Source organism: Streptomyces sp. NPDC029956 (assembly GCF_055574655.1).
Genome location: NZ_JBVHZJ010000007.1, coordinates 108428 through 129439 on the forward strand (window position 1 = coordinate 108428; position 21012 = coordinate 129439).

Below are 21012 nucleotides of genomic sequence, written 5' to 3' on the forward strand. Positions count from 1 at the left end.
CGCCCCGCGGCCGTTCTCACGCCTCCACGAGCTCCGCCGCCCGCTCCGCGCAGCCCCAGGCCACCGTCACGCCCGCGCCCCCGTGCCCGTAGTGGTGCACCAGGCGCCCGCCGCCCGGCAGCGGCACCGCCTCGATCCGGACCCCGCCCACCCGCGCAGGCCGCAGGCCCACCCGGTGACCGAGCACCCGCGCCCCCGCGATCTCCGGCCGCACCCGCGCGCACCGCGCCACGATCGCCGCCGCCGTGGCCGGATCGGGCTCCGTCCGCTCGTCGTCCTCCTCGGCCGTCCCGCCCAGGATCAGCCGGCCCGGCTGCGGGAAGAAGTACGTCGTCTCGCTGGACCCCGCGTCGGCCGAGGTGAACCACTCCTCGATCCCCGGGTTCTCGACCAGGACCAACTGCCCGCGCACCGGACGCAGTCCGGGATCCGGTGCGAGCTCCCGCGCCGCGGCGCCCGTGCAGTCCACGACCACCCGCGCCCCGGCCGCCGCCTCCCCGAAACCGGTGACCGTACGCCGCTCGAAGACCCCGCCCGCCGCCTCGAACCGGCCCCGCAGCCACGCCAGATGGACCGGCATGTCGATCAGCGGCAACCGCGCCGCGAGACCCACGTCGTACGGCCCCGGCACCTCGTCGGGCGCCAGCTGCCGAAGGCCCGGCACCTCCCGCGCCCAGGAGCCGAGCCCGTCGAGGACGGTGTCCGCGTGGACCCCGTCCACCCACCGCACCCCCGTGCGCTCCGGATCGGCGGCCAGTTCCCCGTACACCCGCAGCGAGACCGAGGCCCAGGCGCCCGCCTCCTCCACCGGCTCGATCCGATAGGGCCACCACAGCGCTCCCGCCACCGCCGAGGTCGTCGCCGACACCTCGTCCCGCGACCAGACCCGCACCCGAAGGCCGCGCTCCGCCAGCGTCACCGCGGTCGTCAGACCGACGACCCCGCCACCCACCACGATCACGTCGCTCTCCATGCCCGGGACCGTACCGGGACCGGGACATTTCCGGGACGGACCAGCCATGGAACGAGGACCCCGACGGGGGAATGCTGGAGGCATGCCGGCCGTGTACACGACTCTCGACCTCGCCCCCGCCGTCCTCCCGGACGGTGGCGGTGTCCATCCCGGGGCCTTCGCCCGCCCCCGCCCCCGCCCCGAGGACGTCGACCTCGTCGTCGACGGCAGGGCGCTGCTCCACCGGCTCGACGAGGCCGAGGGCGTCGACACGGTCTCACCGCTGGCGGGCGACCTCCCGCCCGCCCTCCGCGCCGAGCACGTCCGCGCGCTCCTCGAACCGGACGAGGCCGCCGGCCCCGGGGCCCCGCTCCCGGGCGGCCGCCGGGTGATCTACTCCTGCCCCGACTGCGAGGACCTCGGCTGCGGAGCCGTGACCGCCGTGGTCGAGCACGACGGCGAGGACGTCGTCTGGCGCGACTTCGCCTGGCAGACGGGCCCCACCGCGGACCCGGCCCGCGAGGGCTACCCCGGCGTCGGCCCGTACCGCTTCCGCGGGGCGGCCTACCGGACCGTGCTGGGGCGCCTCGTGACGGAACCCCGCACGGAGCCCCCCACCGAGCGCCGCCCCGGGCCGCCGACCGAGCCCAGGACGGCGGCGTCCACGGGGCGCCTGACCGAGGCCCGCAGGTAACCACGACGGAGGCCGCGGGGGAGCCCCGCGTCGAGGCCCGGACCGCGACGTCCGCGGAGCGCCTGACCGAGGCCCGCAGGTAGTCCCGGACGGAGGCCCGCGGGGAGCCTCGCGTCGAGGCCTGTGTCCTTCCTGGGACGGAGGCCTCGACGGAGTGCCCGACCCAGGCTCGCGGTGGTCCCGGACGAGAGGCCCGCGCGGCCCCGGGCCGAGTCCCGGCGGAGGTCTCCGCGGAGCCCCTGAGGGGACCTCGCACCCGTCCCCGGGCGGAGTCCTGCCCGGGGGACGCCCGTCCCACGCCCCTGACCGGGGCGGAGCCGGTCCGCCGTCGCCTAGGATTCGTACCCTGATGACTGCAACCCTCGTCGCCAAGGACCTCGCCGCCGGCCACGGCGAACGCACCCTCTTCGCCGCGCTCGACCTCGTCGTCGCCCCCGGCGACGTCATCGGCCTCGTCGGCGTCAACGGCGCCGGCAAGTCGACCCTGCTGCGGCTGCTCGCCGGGCTCGACACCCCGGAGGAGGGCGAGCTCCGGCTCTCCCCGCCCACCGCCGCCGTCGGCCACCTCCCGCAGGAGCCGGAGCGGCGCGTGGGGGAGACCGTGCGGGAGTTCCTCGCCCGGCGCACCGGCGTCGCCGCCGCCCAGACGGCGATGGACGAGGCCACCCAGGGCCTCGTCGACGGCACGCCCGGCTCCGACGACGCGTACGCGATCACCCTGGAGCGCTGGCTGAACCTCGGCGGCGCCGACCTCGACGAGCGCGCCGAGGAGGTCGCCGACTCGCTCGGTCTCACCGTCGGCCTCGACCAGCCGATGACCTCGCTCTCCGGCGGCCAGGCCGCCCGCGCCGGTCTCGCCTCCCTCCTGCTCTCCCGCTACGACGTCTTCCTGCTCGACGAGCCCACCAACGACCTCGACCTCGACGGGCTCGAGCGCCTCGAAGGCTTCGTGAAGGGGCTGCGCGCCGGAACGGTCGTCATCAGCCACGACCGCGAGTTCCTCACCCGTACGGTCACCAAGGTCCTCGAACTCGACCTCGCCCAGCAGCAGATCACGCTGTACGGCGGCGGATACGAGGCCTACCTGGAGGAGCGCGACAGGGCCAGGCGGCACGCGCGCGAGGACTTCGAGGAGTACGCCGGCAAGAAGGCGGCCCTCGAGGCGCGCGGTCACATGCAGCGGTCCTGGATGGACAAGGGCGTCAGGAACGCCCGCCGTAAGTCCACCGACGGCGACAAGCTCGGCCGCAACGCACGCAGCGAGGCCAGTGAGAAGCAGGCCTCGAAGGCCCGCCAGACCCAGCGCATGATCGAGCGCCTCGACGTCGTCGACGAGCCCCGCAAGGAGTGGGAGCTCCGCATGGAGATCGCGGCCGCTCCGCGCTCCGGCTCGGTCGTCGCGACCCTCCGCGAGGCCGAGGTGCGCCGCGGCGACTTCTCCTTCGGCCCCGTCACCCTGCAGATCGACTGGGCCGACCGGGTCGCCGTCACCGGTGCCAACGGCGCCGGGAAGTCCACGCTGCTCGCCGCCCTGCTCGGCCGGCTGCCGCTGGACTCCGGGGACGCGGTCCTCGGCTCGGGCGTCGTCGTCGGCGAGGTCGACCAGGCCCGCAAGCTCTTCCACGGTACGGAGACGCTCCTGGAGGCGTTCTGCGCGGCCGTGCCGGAGACCGAGCCCGCCGAGGTCCGTACCCTGCTGGCCAAGTTCGGCCTCAAGGCCGTCCACGTGATGCGGCCGGCCACCACGCTCTCCCCGGGCGAGCGGACCCGCGCCGCGCTCGCCCTGCTCCAGGGCCGGGGCGTGAACCTGCTCGTCCTCGACGAGCCGACGAACCACCTGGACCTGCCGGCCATCGAGCAGCTGGAGTCCGCGCTCGACTCGTACACCGGCACGCTGCTGCTCGTCACCCACGACCGGCGGATGCTCGACGCGGTCCGCACCACGCGGCGCGTCGAGGTCGCCGACGGCAAGGTCACCGAGCTCTGATGGCGTCCTCGCACACGGCGGGCCGGGGACGCGCGACGTCGGCCGCACACGCGGCGCGGCGGGCCGCGAAGGCGGTCCCGAGCGCCCGCCGGGGGCCGGCGATGACGGGCTCGTGCGCCGATCGGGGCTCGCGGTGACCGTCTCACGCTCCGGCCGGGGCTCGCGGTGCCCGTCTCGGTGCGCCGGCCGGGTCTCGCGGTGACCGTCTCGTTCGGCTGGGGCCCGCGGTGACCGTCTCGTTCGGCTGGGGGCCCGTCGAGGCGCGGGTCCTCGCCCCCTCGGCCGCCTGCGTGGTCGTCGTCGACGTGCTGTCCTTCACCACCGCCGTGGGCGTCGCCGTCGAGGCCGGCACGGCCGTCCACCCGTACCGGTGGCGGGACGCGACGGCCGTCGCGTACGCGGAGAGCGTCGGCGCGACCCTCGCCGTCGGGCGCCGCGAGGCGACCCCCGAGCACCCGTGGTCGCTCTCCCCGGCGGCCCTGCGCGCCGCCCCGGGGCCGACGCGCCTGGTCCTGCCCTCGCCGAACGGCTCCACCATCGCCGCGGAGGCCGGTGACGCGACCGTCGTCGCCGCGTCCCTGCGCAACCACTCGGCCGTCGCCCGCTGGCTCGCGCGCCAGGGCTACGGCTCCGCCGAACGCCCGGTCGCGGTCATCGCGTCCGGCGAGCGGTGGCCGGACGGTTCGCTGCGCCCGGCGCTGGAGGACCTGCTCGGCGCGGGCGCCGTCCTCGCCGGGCTGCGGGCGTCGGGCCCGCACACCCTCACCCCGGAGGCGACCGCGGCGGCCACGCTGTGGGCGGCCACCGAGGACCCGGTCGCCGCCTTGCACGGCTGTGACTCGGGTCGTGAACTGTACGAGTACGGCTTTCCGCAGGACGTGGCCGTGGCCGCCGAGAACGACAGCTCGACGACCGTCCCCGTTCTCGTGGACGGCGCATTCCAGGAGGCACCATGACCGACCTACTGACCCGGCTGACCGAGATGCTGGACGATCTCGACTCCGACGTGGACGAGACGATCGACCTCGCCGACGAGATCGCGGCCTCGGGTGACGCCGGCCTCCTGCCGCGTCTGCAGGCGGAGCTGGATCGCGCCCTCACCGAGCGGAACGCCTACGCCCGTGAGCTCCTCGGCGGTGTCCTCGCGGCGATCGGCGGCCCGGAGGCCCTGCCGACCCTGATCCGGGCCTCCGCCGTCGACCTCGGTGACGACCAGGACGGTCTGGCCGCCGAGATCGTCGATCTGGTCCAGGCCGACCCGAAGGCGGCCCGGGACCTTCTCCAGCCGCTGACGGAGGACGGCGACCTCTCCGTCGCCAACCGCGCCGACTGGGCCCTGCGCTTCCTGCCGTAGCGGGTGCCACCGGAGGAGCCGGTGACACGGACCCGGGGGCCTGACACGCGGGATCGCCCGCCCCGCCGAGGAGGCCGGGGCCGATCCCGGTCGTCCGGCGTGTGCGCGTCGCCGGACGAATCGGGCGACTCGACGGCGGGCTCGCCGGGCGGAGGCCGTCCCCGCGGCCCGAACGGGGCACACGGGGACGACTCCGACGACGCGTCCGGTCAGCGGCGCTTGCCGCCGCCCTCGCCCAGCAGACCCGCCTTGCGGAGGGCGTCGGCCATCGCGCTGTTCGCGGGCGCGGGAGCGGACGACCGGTCACGCCCACCCCGTTCGGGCTGTTCGCCGCGACCGCCCTGACCGCCCTGACCGCCCTGGCCGCCCTGGCCGTTCCGGCCGCCGCGGTCCCCCTGGCCGCCACGGTCCCCGCGCTCGGCCCGGCGGCCACCGCCGCCACCGCCGCCGCCCTGCCGCTGCTGCGGCGGCCGGCCGGAACGCTCGCCCCGGTCGCCGCGCTCGCGCTTGGGCGCCCCGTCCGCGGTCTCCGCACCGGACTGGTCGTCGAGCCGCAGCGTCAGCGAGATCCGCTTGCGCGGGATGTCGACGTCGAGGACCTTCACCTTGACCACGTCGCCGGGCTTCACCACGTCGCGCGGGTCCTTGACGAAGGTCTTCGACATCGCGGAGACGTGCACCAGACCGTCCTGGTGCACACCGATGTCCACGAACGCCCCGAACGCGGCCACATTGGTGACGACGCCCTCCAGCACCATCCCGGACGCCAGGTCGCCGATCTTCTCGACTCCCTCCGCGAAGGTCGCGGTCCGGAACGCCGGACGCGGGTCGCGGCCCGGCTTCTCCAGCTCGCGCAGGATGTCCGTCACGGTCGGCAGACCGAAGGTCTCGTCCACGAAGTCGTTCGCCCGCAGCGAGCGCAGCGTCCCCGTGTCGCCGATGAGCGCCGCGACCTCGCCGCCCGTCGCCTTCACCATCCGGCGCACGACCGGATACGCCTCCGGGTGCACGGAGGAGGAGTCGAGCGGGTCGTCGCCGCCCCGGATGCGAAGGAAGCCCGCGCACTGCTCGTACGCCTTCGGGCCCAGTCGGGCCACGTCCTTGAGCGCCCGGCGGGAACGGAAGGGGCCGTTGGCGTCCCGGTGCGCGACGATGTTCTCCGCGAGGCCCGAGCTGATGCCCGAGACCCGCGAAAGGAGCGGCGCAGAGGCGGTGTTGACGTCGACGCCGACACCGTTCACACAGTCCTCGACGACCGCGTCGAGCGAGCGGGAGAGCTTCACCTCGGCCAGGTCGTGCTGGTACTGGCCGACGCCGATGGACTTCGGGTCGATCTTCACCAGCTCGGCGAGCGGGTCCTGGAGTCGGCGGGCGATGGACACCGCACCGCGCAACGACACGTCCAGGCCCGGGAGTTCCTGCGAGGCGAACGCGGAGGCCGAGTAGACGGAGGCGCCCGCCTCCGAGACCATCACCTTGGTCAGATTCAACTCGGGGTGTTTGGCGAGGAGTTCGGCCGCCAGCTTGTCGGTCTCGCGGGAGGCCGTGCCGTTGCCGATCGCGACCAGCTCGACCGCGTGCTCCTTGGCGAGGCGCGCGAGACTCTCCAGTGCCCGGTCCCACTTGTTGGCCGGCACGTGCGGGTAGATCGTGTCGGTGGCCACGACCTTGCCGGTCGCGTCGACCACGGCGACCTTCACGCCGGTACGGAAGCCGGGGTCGAGGCCCAGGGTCGCCCGGGTGCCGGCCGGTGCGGCGAGCAGCAGGTCGCGCAGGTTCGAGGCGAAGACCCGGACCGCCTCGTCCTCGGCGGCCGTCCGCAGCCGCAGCCGCAGGTCGATCCCGAGGTGCACGAGGATCCGGGTCCGCCAGGCCCAACGGACCGTGTCCTGCAGCCACCTGTCCCCGGGGCGTCCCCGGTCGGCGACCCCGAAGCGACCCGCGACGATCCCCTCGTACGAGGAGGGGCCGGGGAGCTCGGAGGGCTCCTCCGGCTCCAGGTCGAGGCTGAGCACGTCCTCCTTCTCACCGCGCAGCATGGCGAGGATCCGGTGCGAGGGCAGGGCCGTGAAGGGCTCGGTGAAGTCGAAGTAGTCGGCGAACTTCGCCCCCGCCTCCTCCTGCCCGTCCCGCACCTTCGCCACCAGCCGGCCCCGGCCCCACATGCGTTCGCGCAGCTCGCCGATGAGGTCGGCGTCCTCGGAGAACGTCTCGGCGAGGATCGCCCGCGCGCCCTCCAGGGCCGCGGCGGCGTCCGCGACGCCCTTGTCCGCGTCCACGAAGGCCGCCGCGGCCGCCGCCGGCTCCACGGAAGGGTCGGCGAGCAGCCCCTCCGCCAACGGCGCCAGACCGGCCTCACGGGCGATCTGGGCCTTCGTCCGGCGCTTCGGTTTGAAGGGCAGGTAGATGTCCTCCAGGCGCGCCTTGGTGTCGGCGGCCCGGATGCTCGCCTCCAGCTCCGCCGTCAGCTTGCCCTGCTCGCGTACCGAGTCGAGGATCGCCGACCGGCGGTCCTCCAGCTCGCGCAGATAGCGCAGCCGCTCCTCCAGGGTGCGGAGCTGCGCGTCGTCGAGCATCTCCGTCGCTTCCTTGCGGTAGCGCGCGATGAACGGCACGGTCGAACCGCCGTCGAGCAGCTCGACGGCTGCCTTCACCTGTCGCTCGCGTACGCCGAGTTCCTCGGCGATCCTTGCTTCGATGGACGTCGTCACGGTGTCCCGACTCGCCTTCTCGTGCCTCAAGCTTGCGAGTGCATTGTGCCGGGTCGGTCACCCGTACGCGGTAACCGACCCGTCCCGCGCGCGTCCCGGGCGCCCCGAGGTCACCCCTTGCCGACGAGATCCGCGGGGAAGGCGCCCGCGACGGCGGCCGTGACCAGGAAGCCTCGCCCCAGCTCGGTGAGCCGCTCGACCCCGGCCGCGCCGAGGTGCTCGTACGGTGCGGCGTCGAGCCGGTCGGTGTGCTCCTCGAGCTCGGCACGGAGGGCCGTGCCCGCCTCGGTCAGCTCGCCCTCTGCGTCGAGCAGCCCGCGGCCGCGCAGCCGCTCCGCCGCGGCGTCCCAGTCGGCGCGCCGCCAGCCGCGGGAGCCGAGCACCCAGCGGGGGGCCATGCCCTTGCCGGTGGCGGTGTGGGAGACCAGGGCCTCGACGGGGTCGAGCCCGGCCGAGAGCAGGGCCGAGAGGTGCCCGTCGCCCCGGTGCTCGCGCAGCAGGGTGGCGGCGTGCCAGTAGGCGAGGTGGGGCTCCTCGGGCACCGGCAGGTCCGCGTGGGCCGAGTAGAGCGGCCGGGCGTGCCGGGTGCAGGCCTCCGTGGCGCGCAGCGCGAGCTCCGCCGCCTCGGCCATCTCCGCGGAGGCGACCGTCTCCTCGCCGAGCAGCCGGCGCAGGGTGGCGTCGGCGGTGCGCAGCCGCGCGTCCAGGACCTGGGCGGGGGAGGCGGTGTCCCAGACGGCCGGGAGGTGCCGGGCCAGCAGCTCGTGGTTGTAGTTGTAGAAGGTGGCCGCGACGGTGCCGGGGCCCACCGCGCCGAGTGCGGCGCTGCGCGAGGCGAGCCGCATCGCGCTCTGGTCGGTGAAGCCCAGGGCGCCGAACTCGCGGTCCAGATCGGGCGAGAAGTAGACCGTGGAGTGCAACGGGTTGAGGGCGTTGTGGCAGCGGCGTCCCGCGCGGGGCGGCAGAGCAGTCGTCGTCATGCCCGAAGGTTACCGACTGGTCGGTACGACGGGAACAGCCGGGAAGGGGCGGGACCCGTTCCGGTACCGCGCCCAGGTGGCGCCGCCGCGATGGCAGAAAAGGTGGGGTCAGCGTCATTGCGGCCGTCCCGCACCCCTCCCAGGATGGAGGCATGACGCAGCGACCCGTACTCGTCGTCCTCTTCGACGGCGTGCAGAGCCTCGACGTCACCGGCCCCTACGAGGTCTTCGCCGGTGCCGGCCGCGCCTCCGGCGACCCGGACGCGTACCCGATCCGCACCGCCTCCCTGGACGGCGGACCCGTCCGCACCCACAGCGGACTCCGTCTGCTCCCCGACACCACCCTCGCCGAGGCGGTCGCCGACGGTGCACCGCACACCCTCGTCGTCCCCGGCGGCGAGGGAACCCGGGAACCCGATCCGGCCCTGATCGACTGGCTCCGCAGCCGAGCCCCGGGCGCCGGGCGGCTGGTCTCCGTCTGCACGGGGGCGCTGCTCCTCGCCGAGGCGGGGCTGCTCGACGGGCACCGGGCGACCACCCACTGGGTGGCCTGCGACCACATGGCCCGCTGCTACCCCGAGGTCGAGGTGGACCCGGACCCCATCTTCGTCCGGGACGGACGGCTCTCCACCTCTGCCGGGGTCACCGCCGGCATCGACCTGGCCCTCGCGCTGGTCGAGGAGGACCTCGGCCGGGACGTCGCCCTCACCGTCGCACGCCACCTGGTCGTCTTTCTGCGCCGCCCCGGCAACCAGGCCCAGTTCAGCGTCCAGCTCGCCGCCCAGACCGCCCGCCGGGAGCCGCTGCGCGACCTCCAGCAGTGGATCGCCGAGCACCCCGAAGGAGACCTCTCCGTGGAGGCGCTCGCCGCCCGTGCCCGGCTCTCGCCCCGCCACTTCGCCCGCGCCTTCCAGGCGGAGACGGGCACGACCCCCGGCCGCTACGTCGACCGGATCCGGCTCGAACACGCCCGCCGCCTCCTGGAGGAGACCTCCCGCGGCGTCGAGGAGGTCGCCCGCGCCTCCGGCTACGGCACGCCCGAGGCGATGCGCCGCGCCTTCACCAAGACCCTCGGCACCGCGCCCGCCGACTATCGCCGTCGCTTCCACTCGCCCGTCAACTGAAAGGCAGCAGCATGCAGATCGCCGTCCTGCTCTACCCGGGCTTCACCACGCTCGACGCCGTCGGCCCGTACGAGCTCCTCGCCCGCATCCCCGGGGCCGAGACCGTCTTCGTCGCCAAGGAGAGCGGTCCCGTCCGCAACGACCAGGGCAGCCTCGCCCTCGTCGCCGACAAGACCCTCGCGGAGGTACCGCGCCCCGACATCGTGCTCGTCCCCGGCGGACCGGACTCCCGCGAGGCCATGAACGACCCGGAGACCCGCGCCTGGCTCCGTACGGCCGACGAGACCAGCACCTGGACGACCTCGGTCTGCACCGGCTCCCTGATCCTGGCCGCGGCGGGCGTCCTCGACGGCCGCCGCGCGACCACCCACTGGCTCGCCTTCGAGGAGCTGCGGCAGCTGGGCGTCGAGCCCACCGGCGAGCGGGTCGTCTTCGACGGCAAGTACGTCACCGCCGCCGGGGTCTCCTCCGGTATCGACATGGCGCTGCACCTGATCGGCCGGATCGCCGGGGACGAGGCCGCCCAGACCATCCAGCTCCTCACCGAGTACGACCCGCAGCCGCCCTACGACGCGGGCTCGCCGGAGAAGGCCCCGGCCGAGATCGTCGCGCGGTGGCGGGGCGTGAAGGCGGAGGACCTCCCTCAGGGGCGCTGAGCGAAGGCCCTCCGGGCCGAGGAGCTGTCCGGTGGGTCGAAGCCGTCACCGCGGCGCCCGCCGGAGCCCTGCCCTAGCTCCCGTACGTGAAGCGGGGCGTCCTGCGCTCCAGGAAGGCGGCGACCCCCTCCGCGGTGTCGCCGCTGCCGCGTGCCTGCTCCGCCCAGTGGGCGTCCCGGTCCAGGCGCCCGTCGGCGAACTCCTTGGCCGCCGACTGGGTCAGCAGCGAGCGCGAGGCGAGCACCCGGGCGAACTCGGCGACCCGCTTGTCCAACGCGCCCACCGGGTGCAGCTCGTCCACGAACCCGGTCCGCAGGGCCCGCTCCGCGTCGATCAACTCACCCGAGAACAGGAGGTACTTGGCGGTCGAAGGACCCACCAGGGCGGCGAGCCGCCGGGTCGACGAGGACGGATAGACGATGCCGAGCTTCGACGGGGTGATCCCGAAGCGGGCGCCCTCCTCGGCGAACCGCAGATCGCAGGCGGCGGCGAGCTGGCTGCCGCCGCCGACACAGAAGCCGCGGACGGCCGCCAGGGTCGGCCGGGGGAACGCGGCGAGCGCCTCCTCGGCCCGTACCGCGAGCGTCTGCTGCTCGTCGCCGGGCTCCCGGAGCGCCGAGATGTCGGCCCCGGCGCAGAAGGTGTCGCCCTCACCGGTCAGCACCAGGACCCGGACGGCGGGGTCGGCGGCGAGCCGGTCCAGGACGCCGGGCAGCGCGCGCCACATGCCGGCGCTCATCGCGTTGCGCTTGGCGGGGTTGGCGATGACGACGGTGGCGATCCCGTCCGTGACGCTGTCCTTCAGCTGCGGCTCCATGGGCCGGATGCTATCCGCCGTATCCGAACGTACGACCAGGAAGGGGTCGTCCCGAGGAGGCGCGCACGGCCGGGGACGCCCACGAGCCGGACGTACTCGGGGTCTTCTTCTCGCTCCGCTGCTCTTCGCCGGCCTCGGTCGATCGCCATCGGAGTGGGCGGGCGGCGGATCGTCGGTAGGGTGGCGCCGACTCCCGTGGCCGGCGTGCCCCCGGAGCGGTCGAAAGGCGTGCCCGATCAGTCGAACAACTGACATCGGCATACTCACCCGATCGGAAAGCGGCCGATAAGTGTCGACTTCTGGTCAGTAGGCCGGTCCGCCTGCGCGCATTGCCAAGACTCGATCCGTGGCGAGAATCGAGCACGAGGGTGGGAACCGTACCGTGGAGAACCACGGAGGTGGCCCCGCCCGGCAACCGTCCTACGAAGGAGTCTGGCGCTTCACCGCTGCCGCGGTCGACGTCTCCGTCCCGCAGGCCCGGCACGCCGTACGCGACCTGCTGGTCCGCCAGGGCGTCCCCGTCCATGAGGAGATCATGGACGGCCTGCTGCTGATCGTCTCCGAGCTGGTGACCAACGCCGTGCGGCACGCGGCGCTGCTGTCCCCGGAGATAGCGGTGGAGGTGGCCATCGGGCCCGAGTGGATCAGGGTGTCCGTCGAGGACAACCATCCGTACCGTCCCAAGGCCCTCGAGGCGGACTACGGGCAGACGGGCGGCCGGGGACTGCTCCTGGTCCGCGAGATCGCCCAGGAGTCCGGCGGCGCGTGCGACGTCGAGCACACCGCGAGCGGCGGCAAGATCATCTGGGCGGCGCTGCCCCTGGCCCCGATGGCACCGGGGCCGGGAGCGGCGATCCACCAGCCGGTCGTCACCAGCCCCCGGACGGACCCGTCAGTTCCCTGACCGCCGGACGCGCCGCGTCGAGCACCGTCATGAACCAGGCGGAGAACGGCGCGGCGGCATGGCGCTCGGCCAGCTCGGAGGCGGTGACGAAGACGGTGTCCTCGATCTCCTCCGGGTCCGGCCGCGGCGCGGCCTGGACGAGGCCGACGAAGAGGTGGTTGAACTCCTGCTCCACCAGGCCGGACGCCGGGTCCGGGTGGTTGTAGCGGACGGTGCCGGCCTCCGCGAGCAGCGTGGGCGAGACGCCGAGCTCCTCGAAGGTCCGCCGGGCGGCGGCGGCGAACGGCGCCTCGCCCGGGTACGGGTGGCCGCAGCAGGTGTTCGACCAGACACCGGGGGAGTGGTACTTGCCGAGCGCCCGGCGCTGGAGCAGCAGCCGGCCCGCCTCGTCGAAGAGGAAGACGGAGAAGGCACGGTGCAGCAGCCCGGGCGCCTGGTGGGCGGCGAGCTTCTCCGCCGTACCGATGGTCGTCCCGTCCTCGTCGACCAGTTCGAGCATGATCGGCGCCGGGGCCTCGGACGGCTGGACACCGTTCGACATGATCTCCGGCATCTCCGGCGAGATCTGAGCCGCGGTGGCTGGTGTGGTCGACATACCCATCCTTCGCTTCGGTCCTCGCCCCGGTGGGGCCACCTCAGTCTGCCGTACAAAAGCGGCTTGTCCGTACTTCGGAGGCCGGACGTGGCCGCTCCCACCGCACCGGAGTACTTCCGGCGCGGCGGGAGCGGAGAGACGGCACGGGGCGACTACACCCCGAAAGCCGCCGGATAGGCGATGGTGCCGGGCGGAACGGGGACGGAGTCGTCCAGGACGAGCGCCATCATGGCCTCGTCCGGAACCTCGAAACCTGGCTTGATTCCATACTCGGACGCCCGTACGAACCCGAACTTCGGGTAGTACTCCGGGTGCCCCAGGACGAGCACGAGCGGCTCACCCCGCAGCCGTGCCGCGTCGAGCACCGCCCGGACGACTGCCTTTCCGGCCCCCGTCCGCTGGTACGCCGGCGCCACCGCCACCGGAGCGAGCGCCGCCGCGGGGGAGCCGTCCACCAGGCAGCGGGTGATGAGGGCGTGCGCCGCGATCGAGCCGTCCGGGGCCTCGGCCACGTACGACAGGCCCGGGAGCCAGGCGTCGGGGTCCCGGCGGAGCGCGTCGACCAGCTCGGCCTCCGCCTCCGAGCCGAAGGCGGCCGCCACGAGCGGCCGGACCGCCGAGGCCTCCCGGGGGGTCTCCGGACGGGTGCGCCAGCGCGGATCCGCGGGCCGCAGGACGAATCCCGCGTACCCGTACTCGGAGCCGTGCTCGCGCCGCATCGCGATCTCGGCGCGGGCCCCCGCCACCGCCTCGGCCATACCGGGGACGGTGGTGTCCGCGGCGTCGGCGTGCGCGGCGAGCGGACCGTAGTACTCGGCCCAGTCGCCCTCCGGCTGGAGAACGGTCCCCAGCACGTGGTAGCCGGCCGCGACCGACGCAGCCGAGAGCTCGGCGACCGTGCGGAGCGGGTAGTGCTCCTCCCAGAAGGCGCGGGCCGCCGGGCCGGGCTGCCCGGTGGTCCAGACGCACTCGGTGAGCACCAGGGTGCCTCCGGGTGCCAGCAGCCTGCGCCACTCGGCGAGCGCCCGGTCGAAGCCGATCACGAAGACCGAGCTCTCGGCCCAGACCAGGTCGAAGGAGCCGTCCGGGAACGGCAGTGCGCCCATGTCGGCGCGGAGGGTGTGGACCGAGCCGTCGAGCCCGCGGGCGGCGGCGGACCGCCGCAGTTCCGCGAGGAACGGTTCGTGGAGATCGACGGCGGTCACCTCGGCACCCGCCTCGGCCGCCAGGAGGAGCGCGGAGCGGCCGGGGCCGCAGCCCAGGTCGAGCACGCGCGGACGCTCGGGCAGCGGCCCGGTGAGCGCGAGGAGCCGACGCGTGGTGGCGTCGGAGCCGGGGCCCTGCCGCGGAAGACCGTGGTGCAGGGCGAAGAAGGAGTCGTGCGAAGCGTTGTCGGACAACGTGGGAAACCCTTTGTGAGAGGGCCCCGGCCGACGACGTGACGGACCGGTGGGAACCGGGATCAGGTCAGCCGGAGACCCGGAAGCTGAGGAAGGACCGGGTGCTGCCGCTCGGGGCAGCCTCCATCGCGACGGTCATCAACCTCAGCTCCTCTCTCCACGCGTTCGTACGAAAAGACTAACAGGCGGCCGTGCTCAGAGGCACAGCTTGGCCTCGTGCTCCGCGTGCCCCACCGGCTCCAGCTGGAAGGTGCAGTGCTCCACGTCGAAGTGCGAGCCCAGGCATCCCTGGAGCGAGTGCAGCATCTTCTCGTGCCCGACCGAGTCGAGCGCGTCCTGGTCCACGACGACGTGGGCCGAGAGCACCGGCATGCCCGAGGTGATCGTCCAGGCGTGCAGGTCGTGGACGTCCTCGACACCGGGCAGGGCCAGGATGTGGGCCCGTACCTCCCTCATGTCGACGCCCTTGGGAGCGGCCTCCAGGAGGACGTCCAGCGTCTCGCGCAGCAGCTTGACCGTCCGGGGGACGATCATCAGACCGATCAGGATCGAGGCGATCGGGTCGGCGTACTGCCATCCCGTGACCAGGATGATGCCGGCCGCGACGATCACGGTGACCGAGCCCAGCGCGTCGGCGAGCACCTCCAGATACGCCCCGCGCACATTGAGGCTGTCCTTCTGACCCCGCATGAGCAGCGACAGCGAGATCACATTGGCGATCAGGCCGATCGCCGCGACCGTGATCGCCAGACCGCCCTTGGTCTCGGCCGGCTCGAAGAACCGCTGGACCGCCTCGTACAGCACGTAGCCGCCGACGCCGAGGAGCAGCAGGCAGTTGGCGAGCGCCGCGAGGATCTCGGCCCGCGCGAACCCGAAGGTGCGGTTCCCCGAGGGGGGCCGGTTGGCGAAGTGGATCGCGAGCAGTGCCATCGCGAGGCCGACCGCGTCGGTCGCCATGTGTGCCGCGTCGGCGATCAGCGCGAGCGAGTCGGAGAGTACGCCGCCGATGATTTCGATCACCATCACGGAGAGCGTGATGCCGAGCGCGATGCGCAACCGGTTCTTGTACGCGGCCCCGGCCGTACCCGTCGGCGCAGGGCCGCCGTGACTGTGCCCGTGGTCGTGTCCAGCCCCCATGACATGGCCTCCAGATCGTCTGTTCGCAGGTGCCCCGAGTCGCAAGTCAACTACGGGTGGGGGGTATGTGCAACACGGTACTGAACACCGTTGTCATATGCTCTGACCTGCGGCGATGTGGTGACGGCGCATTCCGGACCGACCGTGGCGAGAAGGTGTCACCCGGGTTGCCGTCCGGGCTCCGGGCGGGGTCCCCGCCGGAGGGCGCGGCCGTCGTCCTGTGAGGCGGGGCCGCCGAACGCCCATGGTGATCTCCACGAGGCCGCCCGCACCCGTGCGGACAGGGGTGGGCCCGGGGGAGTCCGGCCCGCAAAGCCTCGGTGAACTCGTGCTCTGTTTCATCCGATAGCCTCAGCCGACGTGTCGCCGCCCCGTGCCGGGCCGCACCGCCGCGCCCGGGGCCGCCATGGGTCCCGCCGGCCCCTCCGTCAGCTCCAAGGAGTGAGTTCGTCTGTCGACCGCCATCCTCACCGGCCCGCCGGCACCCGGATCCTCGCTCGACGGAGATCTGCGGTCGCTCGGCTTCGACGTCCGGACCGCAGCCGGCCCCGATGAGACCGGGGCACTGCTCGCCGCGGTCCCCGCGGGCGAGCGCGTCGCGGTCGTCGACCCCCGGTTCGTCGGCCATGTGCACGCGCTGCGCCTCGCCCTCACCGACCCCCGGTTCCCCGCCGCCGCCGCACCCGGCGCGCTCACCGTGCAGAACGGGGCCCGCCCCGCGCTCGCCCGCGCCCTGACCGCCGCCGGCGCCCCCGGAGCCGACGGCGCCGACCTCACCGGGACGCTCGCCGACGCCCTCGACGCCGACGGCGTCGCCGTGCACCGGCCCCAGCTCGGCACCCTCGTCGCCACCGTGCCCACCGACGCCGAGGCCCGCCACGAGGCCCGCGCCGCCGTGGACGCCGTCGACGAGGAGGCCGTACGCCTCCGTTCCGCCGTGAAGGCCCAGGACGGCTTCTTCACCACCTTCTTCATCAGCCCGTACTCGCGCTACATCGCCCGCTGGTGCGCGCGCCGCGGTCTGACCCCCAACCAGGTCACCACCGCCTCGCTGCTCACCGCGCTGATCGCGGCCGGCTGCGCGGCGACCGGTGAGCGCGGCGGCTACATCGCCGCCGGCGTCCTGCTCCTCGTCTCCTTCGTCCTCGACTGCACCGACGGGCAGCTCGCCCGGTACGCGCTGAAGTACTCGACGATGGGCGCCTGGCTCGACGCCACCTTCGACCGCGCCAAGGAGTACGCCTTCTACGCCGGTCTCGCGCTCGGCGCGGCCCGCAACGGCGACGACGTGTGGGCGCTGGCGCTCGGCGCGATGACCCTCATGACCTGCCGGCACGTCGTGGACTTCGCGTTCAACGAGGCCAACGCCGAGAGCACGGGCGCCACGGCCAAGACCAGCCTCGCCGTCTCCAGCCGGCTCGACAGCCTCGGCTGGACCGTCTGGGCCCGCCGGATGATCATCCTGCCGATCGGCGAGCGCTGGGCCATGATCGCGGTCCTCACCGCCGTCACCACCCCGCGGATCGTCTTCTGGGCCCTGATCATCGGCTGTGCCTTCGGGGCCTGCTACACCACGGCGGGGCGCGTCCTGCGCTCCCTGACCCGCAAGGCGCAGCGCACCGACCGGGCCGCGCAGGCCCTGGCGGACCTCGCGGACTCCGGGCCGCTCGCCGCGCTGACCGACCGCGTCCTCGGCCGCACCGGCATCCTGATGATGCCGCCGCTGGTCCTCGCGCTGATCGCCACGGGCGCGATGCTCTCCGCGGCCCTCGGCCGCCCCTTCGGGTCCGAGCAGACCGTCGTCGCCGCCGTCTTCTACGTGGTGTTCGCCGGCGCCGCCGTCGCCCGCCCCCTCAAGGGCGCCCTCGACTGGCTGCTCCCTCCGCTCTTCCGGGCCGCCGAGTACGGCACGATCCTGATCCTCGCGGCCCGCTCCGAGGTGAACGGGGCCTTGCCCGCGGCCTACGGACTGGTGGCCGCCGTCGCCTACCATCACTACGACACGGTGTACCGCATCCGCGGTGGCACCGGCGCGCCGCCCACGTGGCTGGTGCGCACGATCGGCGGTCACGAGGGCCGCACGTTGCTGGTGACCGTCCTCGCCGCCCTGCTGGCGAGCCGTGGCAACGATTTCACCCTGGCGCTCACCGCCCTGGCGGTCACCATCGCGCTTGTGGTGCTCGTGGAGTCCATCCGTTTCTGGGTGTCCTCCGGAGCACCAGCCGTACATGACGAAGGAGAAACAGCATGATCGGTCTCGTACTGGCAGCCGGTGCCGGACGGCGTCTGCGCCCCTACACCGACACGCTTCCGAAGGCCCTCGTGCCCGTCGACGGTGAGACCACCGTCCTCGACCTCACGCTGAAGAACTTCGCCGAGATCGGCCTCACCGAGGTCGCGATCGTCGTCGGCTACCGCAAGGAGGCCGTCTACGACCGCAAGGAGGCCCTCGAGGCGAAGTACGGCCTCAAGCTCACCCTCGTCGACAACGACAAGGCCGAGGAGTGGAACAACGCCTACTCCCTGTGGTGCGCCCGTGAGGTCCTCAAGCGCGGTGTGATCCTCGCCAACGGCGACACCGTCCACCCGGTCTCGGTCGAGAAGACCCTGCTCGCCGCCCGCGGCGACGGCAAGAAGATCATCCTCGCCCTCGACACGGTGAAGAACCTCGCCGACGAGGAGATGAAGGTCATCACCGCCGAGGGCAAGGGCGTCCAGCGCATCACGAAGCTGATGGACCCGGCCACCGCCACCGGTGAGTACATCGGTGTCACCCTCATCGAGGCCGAGGCCGCCGAGGAGCTCGCCGACGCCCTCAAGGCCACCTTCGAGCGCGACCCCGACCTGTACTACGAGGACGGCTACCAGGAGCTGGTCAACCGCGGCTTCACCGTCGACGTCGAGCCCATCGGTGACGTCAAGTGGGTCGAGATCGACAACCACGACGACCTCGAGAAGGGCCGTGGGATCGCGTGCCAGTACTGACCCGACTGATCCCGTCACCGGTCGTCGTCGACATCCGCAGGGGAGCGCTGGACGACCTGTCCGCGCTCCTCGCGGACCAGCGGATCTCCAGCAACGGCAAGATCGCCGTGGCGATCAGCAGCGGCTCGGGCCTGAAGCTGCGTGACCACTTCGCGCCCGAGCTGCCCGGCGCCGACTGGTACCCGGTCTCCGGCGGCACCATCGACGAGGCCGTGAAGCTCGCCGACGCCATGCGCGGCAAGCGGTACGACGCCGTGGTCGCCCTCGGCGGCGGCAAGATCATCGACGTGACGAAGTACGCGGCGGCCCGGGTCGGGCTGCCGCTGGTGGCCATCGCCACCAATCTCTCGCACGACGGGATCTGCTCCCCGATCTCGACCCTGGACAACGACAACGGCCGGGGTTCGTACGGTGTGCCCACCCCGATCGCCCTGGTCATCGACCTGGACGTGATCAGGGACGCGCCGGTCCGCTTCGTGCGCTCCGGCATCGGTGACGCGATCTCCAACCTCTCCGCCATCGCCGACTGGGAGCTCTCCCACGAGGTGACGGGCGAGCCCGTCGACGGCCTCGCGGCCGCGATGGCCCGCAGCGCCGGAGAGGCCGTGCTCCGCCACCCCGGCGGCGTCGGCGACGACGACTTCCTCGTCACCCTCTCCGAGGGTCTCGTGATGTCCGGCATCGCCATGTCGATCAGCGGGGACAGCCGCCCCTCCTCGGGCGCCTGCCACGAGATCAGCCACGCGTTCGACCTGCTCTTCCCGACCCGCGCCGCGAGCCACGGCGAGCAGTGCGGTCTCGGCGCGGCCTTCGCCATGCACCTGCGCGGAGCCCTCGACGGGTCCGGCCGGATGGTCGAGACGCTGCGTCGGCACGGGCTTCCCGTGACGCCGGAGGAGATGGGATTCAGCGTGGACGAGTTCGTCCAGGCGGTGTCCTTCGCCCCGCAGACCCGGCCGGGCCGCTTCACCATCCTCGAACACCTCGACCTGTCCGACGACGAGATCAGGGACGCGTACGCCGACTATGCCAAAGCCATCGGTAGCTGAGCTCCGCCCGGTCGTGCACCCCCCGGGTGTGAAGGACCGGCGCAGCGGAGAGCACTGGGGCGGCCGCCTGTACATGCGGGAGATCTCGCTCAGGATCACCCGGCAGCTCGTCGGCACCAGGATCACGCCGAACCAGCTCACGTACGTGATGACCCTCGCGGGCGTCCTCGCGGCACCGGCCCTGCTGGTGCCCGGGATCCCCGGGGCGCTGCTCGGCGCGCTCATGGTCCAGCTCTACCTGCTGCTCGACTGCGTCGACGGCGAGGTGGCCCGCTGGAAGAAGCAGTTCTCGCTGGCGGGCGTGTACCTGGACCGGGTCGGCGCCTACCTGTGCGACGCGGCGGTGCTCGTCGGCTTCGGCCTGCGCGCCGCCGACCTGTGGGGCTCGGGCCGGATCGACTGGCTCTGGGCCTTCCTCGGCACCCTGGCAGCCCTCGGCGCCATCCTGATCAAGGCCGAGACCGACCTCGTCGGCGTCGCCCGGCACCAGGGCGGTCTGCCGCCGGTCAAGGAGTCGGCCTCCGAGCCGCGCTCCTCCGGCATGGCGCTGGCCCGCCGTGCGGCCGGTGCGCTGAAGTTCCACCGGCTCGTCCTCGGTATCGAGGCCTCGCTGCTGATCGTGGTCCTCGCCGTCGCGGACCAGATCAGGGGCGACCTCTTCTTCACCCGTCTCGGGGTCGCCGTCCTCGCCGGCATCGCGATGCTCCAGACCGTGCTGCACCTCGTGTCGATCATGGTTTCGAGCAGGCTGAAGTGAGGCCGGCCGTGAGCATGCCGCTCAGGGTGGGAGCCGTCGTCATCACGATGGGCAACCGCCCCGACGACCTGCGCGCGCTGATCGACTCGGTCGCCGGGCAGGAGGGCGACCGCATCGAGGTCGTCGTCGTCGGACAGGGCACCCCGGTCTCCGGGGTGCCCGACTGGGTGCGGACCGTCGACCTGCCGGAGAACGTCGGCATCCCCGCCGGCCGGAACATCGGCATCGAGGCCTTCGGCCCCGGCGGCACCGACGTCGACGTCCTGCTGTTCCTGGACGACGACGGGCGGCTCGCGCACCCGGACACCGCCGAGCTGGTCCGGCAGGCCTTCACCGCCGACCCGCGCCTCGGCATCATCACCTTCCGGATCGCCGATCCGGTGACCGGGGTGACCCAGCGCCGCCACGTGCCGAGGCTCCGTGCCTCCGACCCGATGCGCTCCTCACGGGTGACGACCTTCCTCGGCGGCGCCAACGCCGTCCGCACCAAGGTGTTCGCCGAAGTCGGCGATCTGCCGGGCGAGTTCTTCTACGCGCACGAGGAGACCGACCTCGCCTGGCGCGCGCTCGACGCCGACTGGATGATCGACTACCGTGCGGACATGGTGCTGTTGCACCCCACCACAGCCCCCTCCCGGCACGCCTCGTACCACTTCAACGTGGCCCGCAACCGAGTCTGGCTGGCACGCCGCAATCTGCCCGCGCCCCTGGTGCCGGCGTATCTCGGCGTCTGGCTTCTGCTCACCCTGGCCCGTCGGCCCTCGTTCCCCGCACTGAAGGCTTGGTTCGGCGGATTCCGCGAAGGCTGGAAGACCCCCTGCGGACCGCGCCGCCCCATGAGGTGGCGTACGGTGTGGCGGCTGACCCGGCTGGGTCGCCCCCCGGTCGTCTGACATCGTGGTACCGACGT

At 73.2% G+C, this 21012-nt stretch carries 19 protein-coding genes; 12 read left to right on the forward strand and 7 right to left on the reverse strand.

From position 1 onward, the window contains the following. Positions 1-16: 16 nt before the first annotated feature. Complete coding sequence (locus ACZ4XX_RS07755) at positions 17-973, reverse strand: FAD-dependent oxidoreductase (protein ID WP_468507040.1); 957 nt, start codon at positions 971-973, stop codon at positions 17-19. Positions 974-1055: 82 nt separating this feature from the next. Between ACZ4XX_RS07755 and ACZ4XX_RS07760 the strand changes: the two genes are divergently transcribed. From ACZ4XX_RS07760 to ACZ4XX_RS07775, 4 genes are all read left to right on the forward strand, one after another. Continuing rightward, positions 1056-1646, forward strand: coding sequence for a hypothetical protein (locus ACZ4XX_RS07760; protein WP_468507041.1), 591 nt, complete (start codon positions 1056-1058; stop codon positions 1644-1646). A gap of 349 nt (positions 1647-1995) precedes the next feature. Beyond that, positions 1996-3633 (forward strand): ABC-F family ATP-binding cassette domain-containing protein, encoded by a 1638-nt coding sequence (locus ACZ4XX_RS07765; RefSeq protein WP_468507042.1) that lies wholly within the window; start codon positions 1996-1998, stop codon positions 3631-3633. Between the two features lie 227 nt (positions 3634-3860). Beyond that, a complete protein-coding gene (locus ACZ4XX_RS07770) occupies positions 3861-4589 on the forward strand; it encodes a 2-phosphosulfolactate phosphatase (protein WP_468507043.1) in 729 nt (242 codons plus the stop codon). Then, the gene (locus tag ACZ4XX_RS07775) at positions 4586-4987 is read left to right on the forward strand and encodes a hypothetical protein (protein WP_468507044.1); all 402 of its coding nucleotides are present in this window, start codon (positions 4586-4588) and stop codon (positions 4985-4987) included. The genes ACZ4XX_RS07770 and ACZ4XX_RS07775 overlap by 4 nt, the downstream gene beginning before the upstream one ends. A 209-nt stretch (positions 4988-5196) precedes the next feature. Here the strand turns inward: ACZ4XX_RS07775 and ACZ4XX_RS07780 are convergent, their stop codons facing one another. Beyond that, on the reverse strand, positions 5197-7698 hold the full coding sequence (locus tag ACZ4XX_RS07780; RefSeq protein WP_468507045.1) for a Tex family protein: 2502 nt from the start codon (positions 7696-7698) through the stop codon (positions 5197-5199). Positions 7699-7808: 110 nt separating this feature from the next. Then, positions 7809-8678: an SCO6745 family protein gene (locus ACZ4XX_RS07785; RefSeq protein WP_468507046.1), complete on the reverse strand. Its 870-nt coding sequence runs from the start codon at positions 8676-8678 to the stop codon at positions 7809-7811. 152 nt (positions 8679-8830) lie between these two features. Between ACZ4XX_RS07785 and ACZ4XX_RS07790 the strand changes: the two genes are divergently transcribed. Continuing rightward, positions 8831-9802, forward strand: coding sequence for a GlxA family transcriptional regulator (locus ACZ4XX_RS07790; protein WP_468507047.1), 972 nt, complete (start codon positions 8831-8833; stop codon positions 9800-9802). 11 nt (positions 9803-9813) lie between these two features. After that, positions 9814-10458 (forward strand): DJ-1/PfpI family protein, encoded by a 645-nt coding sequence (locus ACZ4XX_RS07795; RefSeq protein ID WP_468507048.1) that lies wholly within the window; start codon positions 9814-9816, stop codon positions 10456-10458. Positions 10459-10531: 73 nt separating this feature from the next. On the opposite strand, the gene ACZ4XX_RS07800 is transcribed toward ACZ4XX_RS07795, so the two are convergent. Beyond that, entirely contained in the window at positions 10532-11275 is a 744-nt protein-coding gene (locus tag ACZ4XX_RS07800) for an enoyl-CoA hydratase/isomerase family protein (protein WP_468507049.1), read from the reverse strand. A gap of 346 nt (positions 11276-11621) precedes the next feature. Here ACZ4XX_RS07800 and ACZ4XX_RS07805 point away from each other — a divergent pair, with 346 nt between their 5' ends. Continuing rightward, a complete protein-coding gene (locus tag ACZ4XX_RS07805) occupies positions 11622-12179 on the forward strand; it encodes an ATP-binding protein (protein ID WP_374115437.1) in 558 nt (185 codons plus the stop codon). Here ACZ4XX_RS07805 and idi read toward each other — a convergent pair. The 3 genes from idi to ACZ4XX_RS07820 all read right to left on the reverse strand — a co-directional run bounded on the left by idi (position 12145) and on the right by ACZ4XX_RS07820 (position 15311). Further along, positions 12145-12774, reverse strand: a complete 630-nt coding sequence (gene idi / locus ACZ4XX_RS07810; protein WP_468507050.1) for an isopentenyl-diphosphate Delta-isomerase — start codon at positions 12772-12774, stop codon at positions 12145-12147. The two genes, ACZ4XX_RS07805 and idi, sit on opposite strands and share 35 nt — an antisense overlap. Positions 12775-12926: 152 nt before the next feature. Continuing rightward, a complete protein-coding gene (locus ACZ4XX_RS07815) occupies positions 12927-14174 on the reverse strand; it encodes a GNAT family N-acetyltransferase (RefSeq protein WP_468507051.1) in 1248 nt (415 codons plus the stop codon). Positions 14175-14369: 195 nt separating this feature from the next. After that, positions 14370-15311 carry a cation diffusion facilitator family transporter gene (locus ACZ4XX_RS07820; protein WP_468507052.1) on the reverse strand — a complete coding sequence of 314 codons (942 nt, stop codon included), beginning with the start codon at positions 15309-15311 and terminating at the stop codon, positions 14370-14372. A 451-nt stretch (positions 15312-15762) separates the two neighbouring features. On the opposite strand from ACZ4XX_RS07820, the gene ACZ4XX_RS07825 reads away from it, so the two are divergent. Genes ACZ4XX_RS07825 through ACZ4XX_RS07845 form a run of 5 tightly spaced genes read left to right on the forward strand, consistent with a single transcriptional unit; the run spans position 15763 to position 20995 of the window. Next, the gene (locus ACZ4XX_RS07825; protein WP_468507134.1) at positions 15763-17562 is read left to right on the forward strand and encodes a DUF5941 domain-containing protein; all 1800 of its coding nucleotides are present in this window, start codon (positions 15763-15765) and stop codon (positions 17560-17562) included. Beyond that, positions 17559-18296, forward strand: a complete 738-nt coding sequence (locus ACZ4XX_RS07830) for a phosphocholine cytidylyltransferase family protein (RefSeq protein ID WP_468507053.1) — start codon at positions 17559-17561, stop codon at positions 18294-18296. Before ACZ4XX_RS07825 ends, ACZ4XX_RS07830 begins: the two co-directional genes overlap by 4 nt. After that, positions 18284-19345 carry an iron-containing alcohol dehydrogenase family protein gene (locus tag ACZ4XX_RS07835; protein ID WP_468507054.1) on the forward strand — a complete coding sequence of 354 codons (1062 nt, stop codon included), beginning with the start codon at positions 18284-18286 and terminating at the stop codon, positions 19343-19345. Before ACZ4XX_RS07830 ends, ACZ4XX_RS07835 begins: the two co-directional genes overlap by 13 nt. Further along, entirely contained in the window at positions 19323-20102 is a 780-nt protein-coding gene (locus tag ACZ4XX_RS07840; protein ID WP_468507055.1) for a CDP-alcohol phosphatidyltransferase family protein, read from the forward strand. Before ACZ4XX_RS07835 ends, ACZ4XX_RS07840 begins: the two co-directional genes overlap by 23 nt. Positions 20103-20116: 14 nt before the next feature. Further along, a complete protein-coding gene (locus ACZ4XX_RS07845; RefSeq protein ID WP_468507135.1) occupies positions 20117-20995 on the forward strand; it encodes a glycosyltransferase family 2 protein in 879 nt (292 codons plus the stop codon). The last annotated feature ends 17 nt before the right edge of the window (positions 20996-21012 follow it).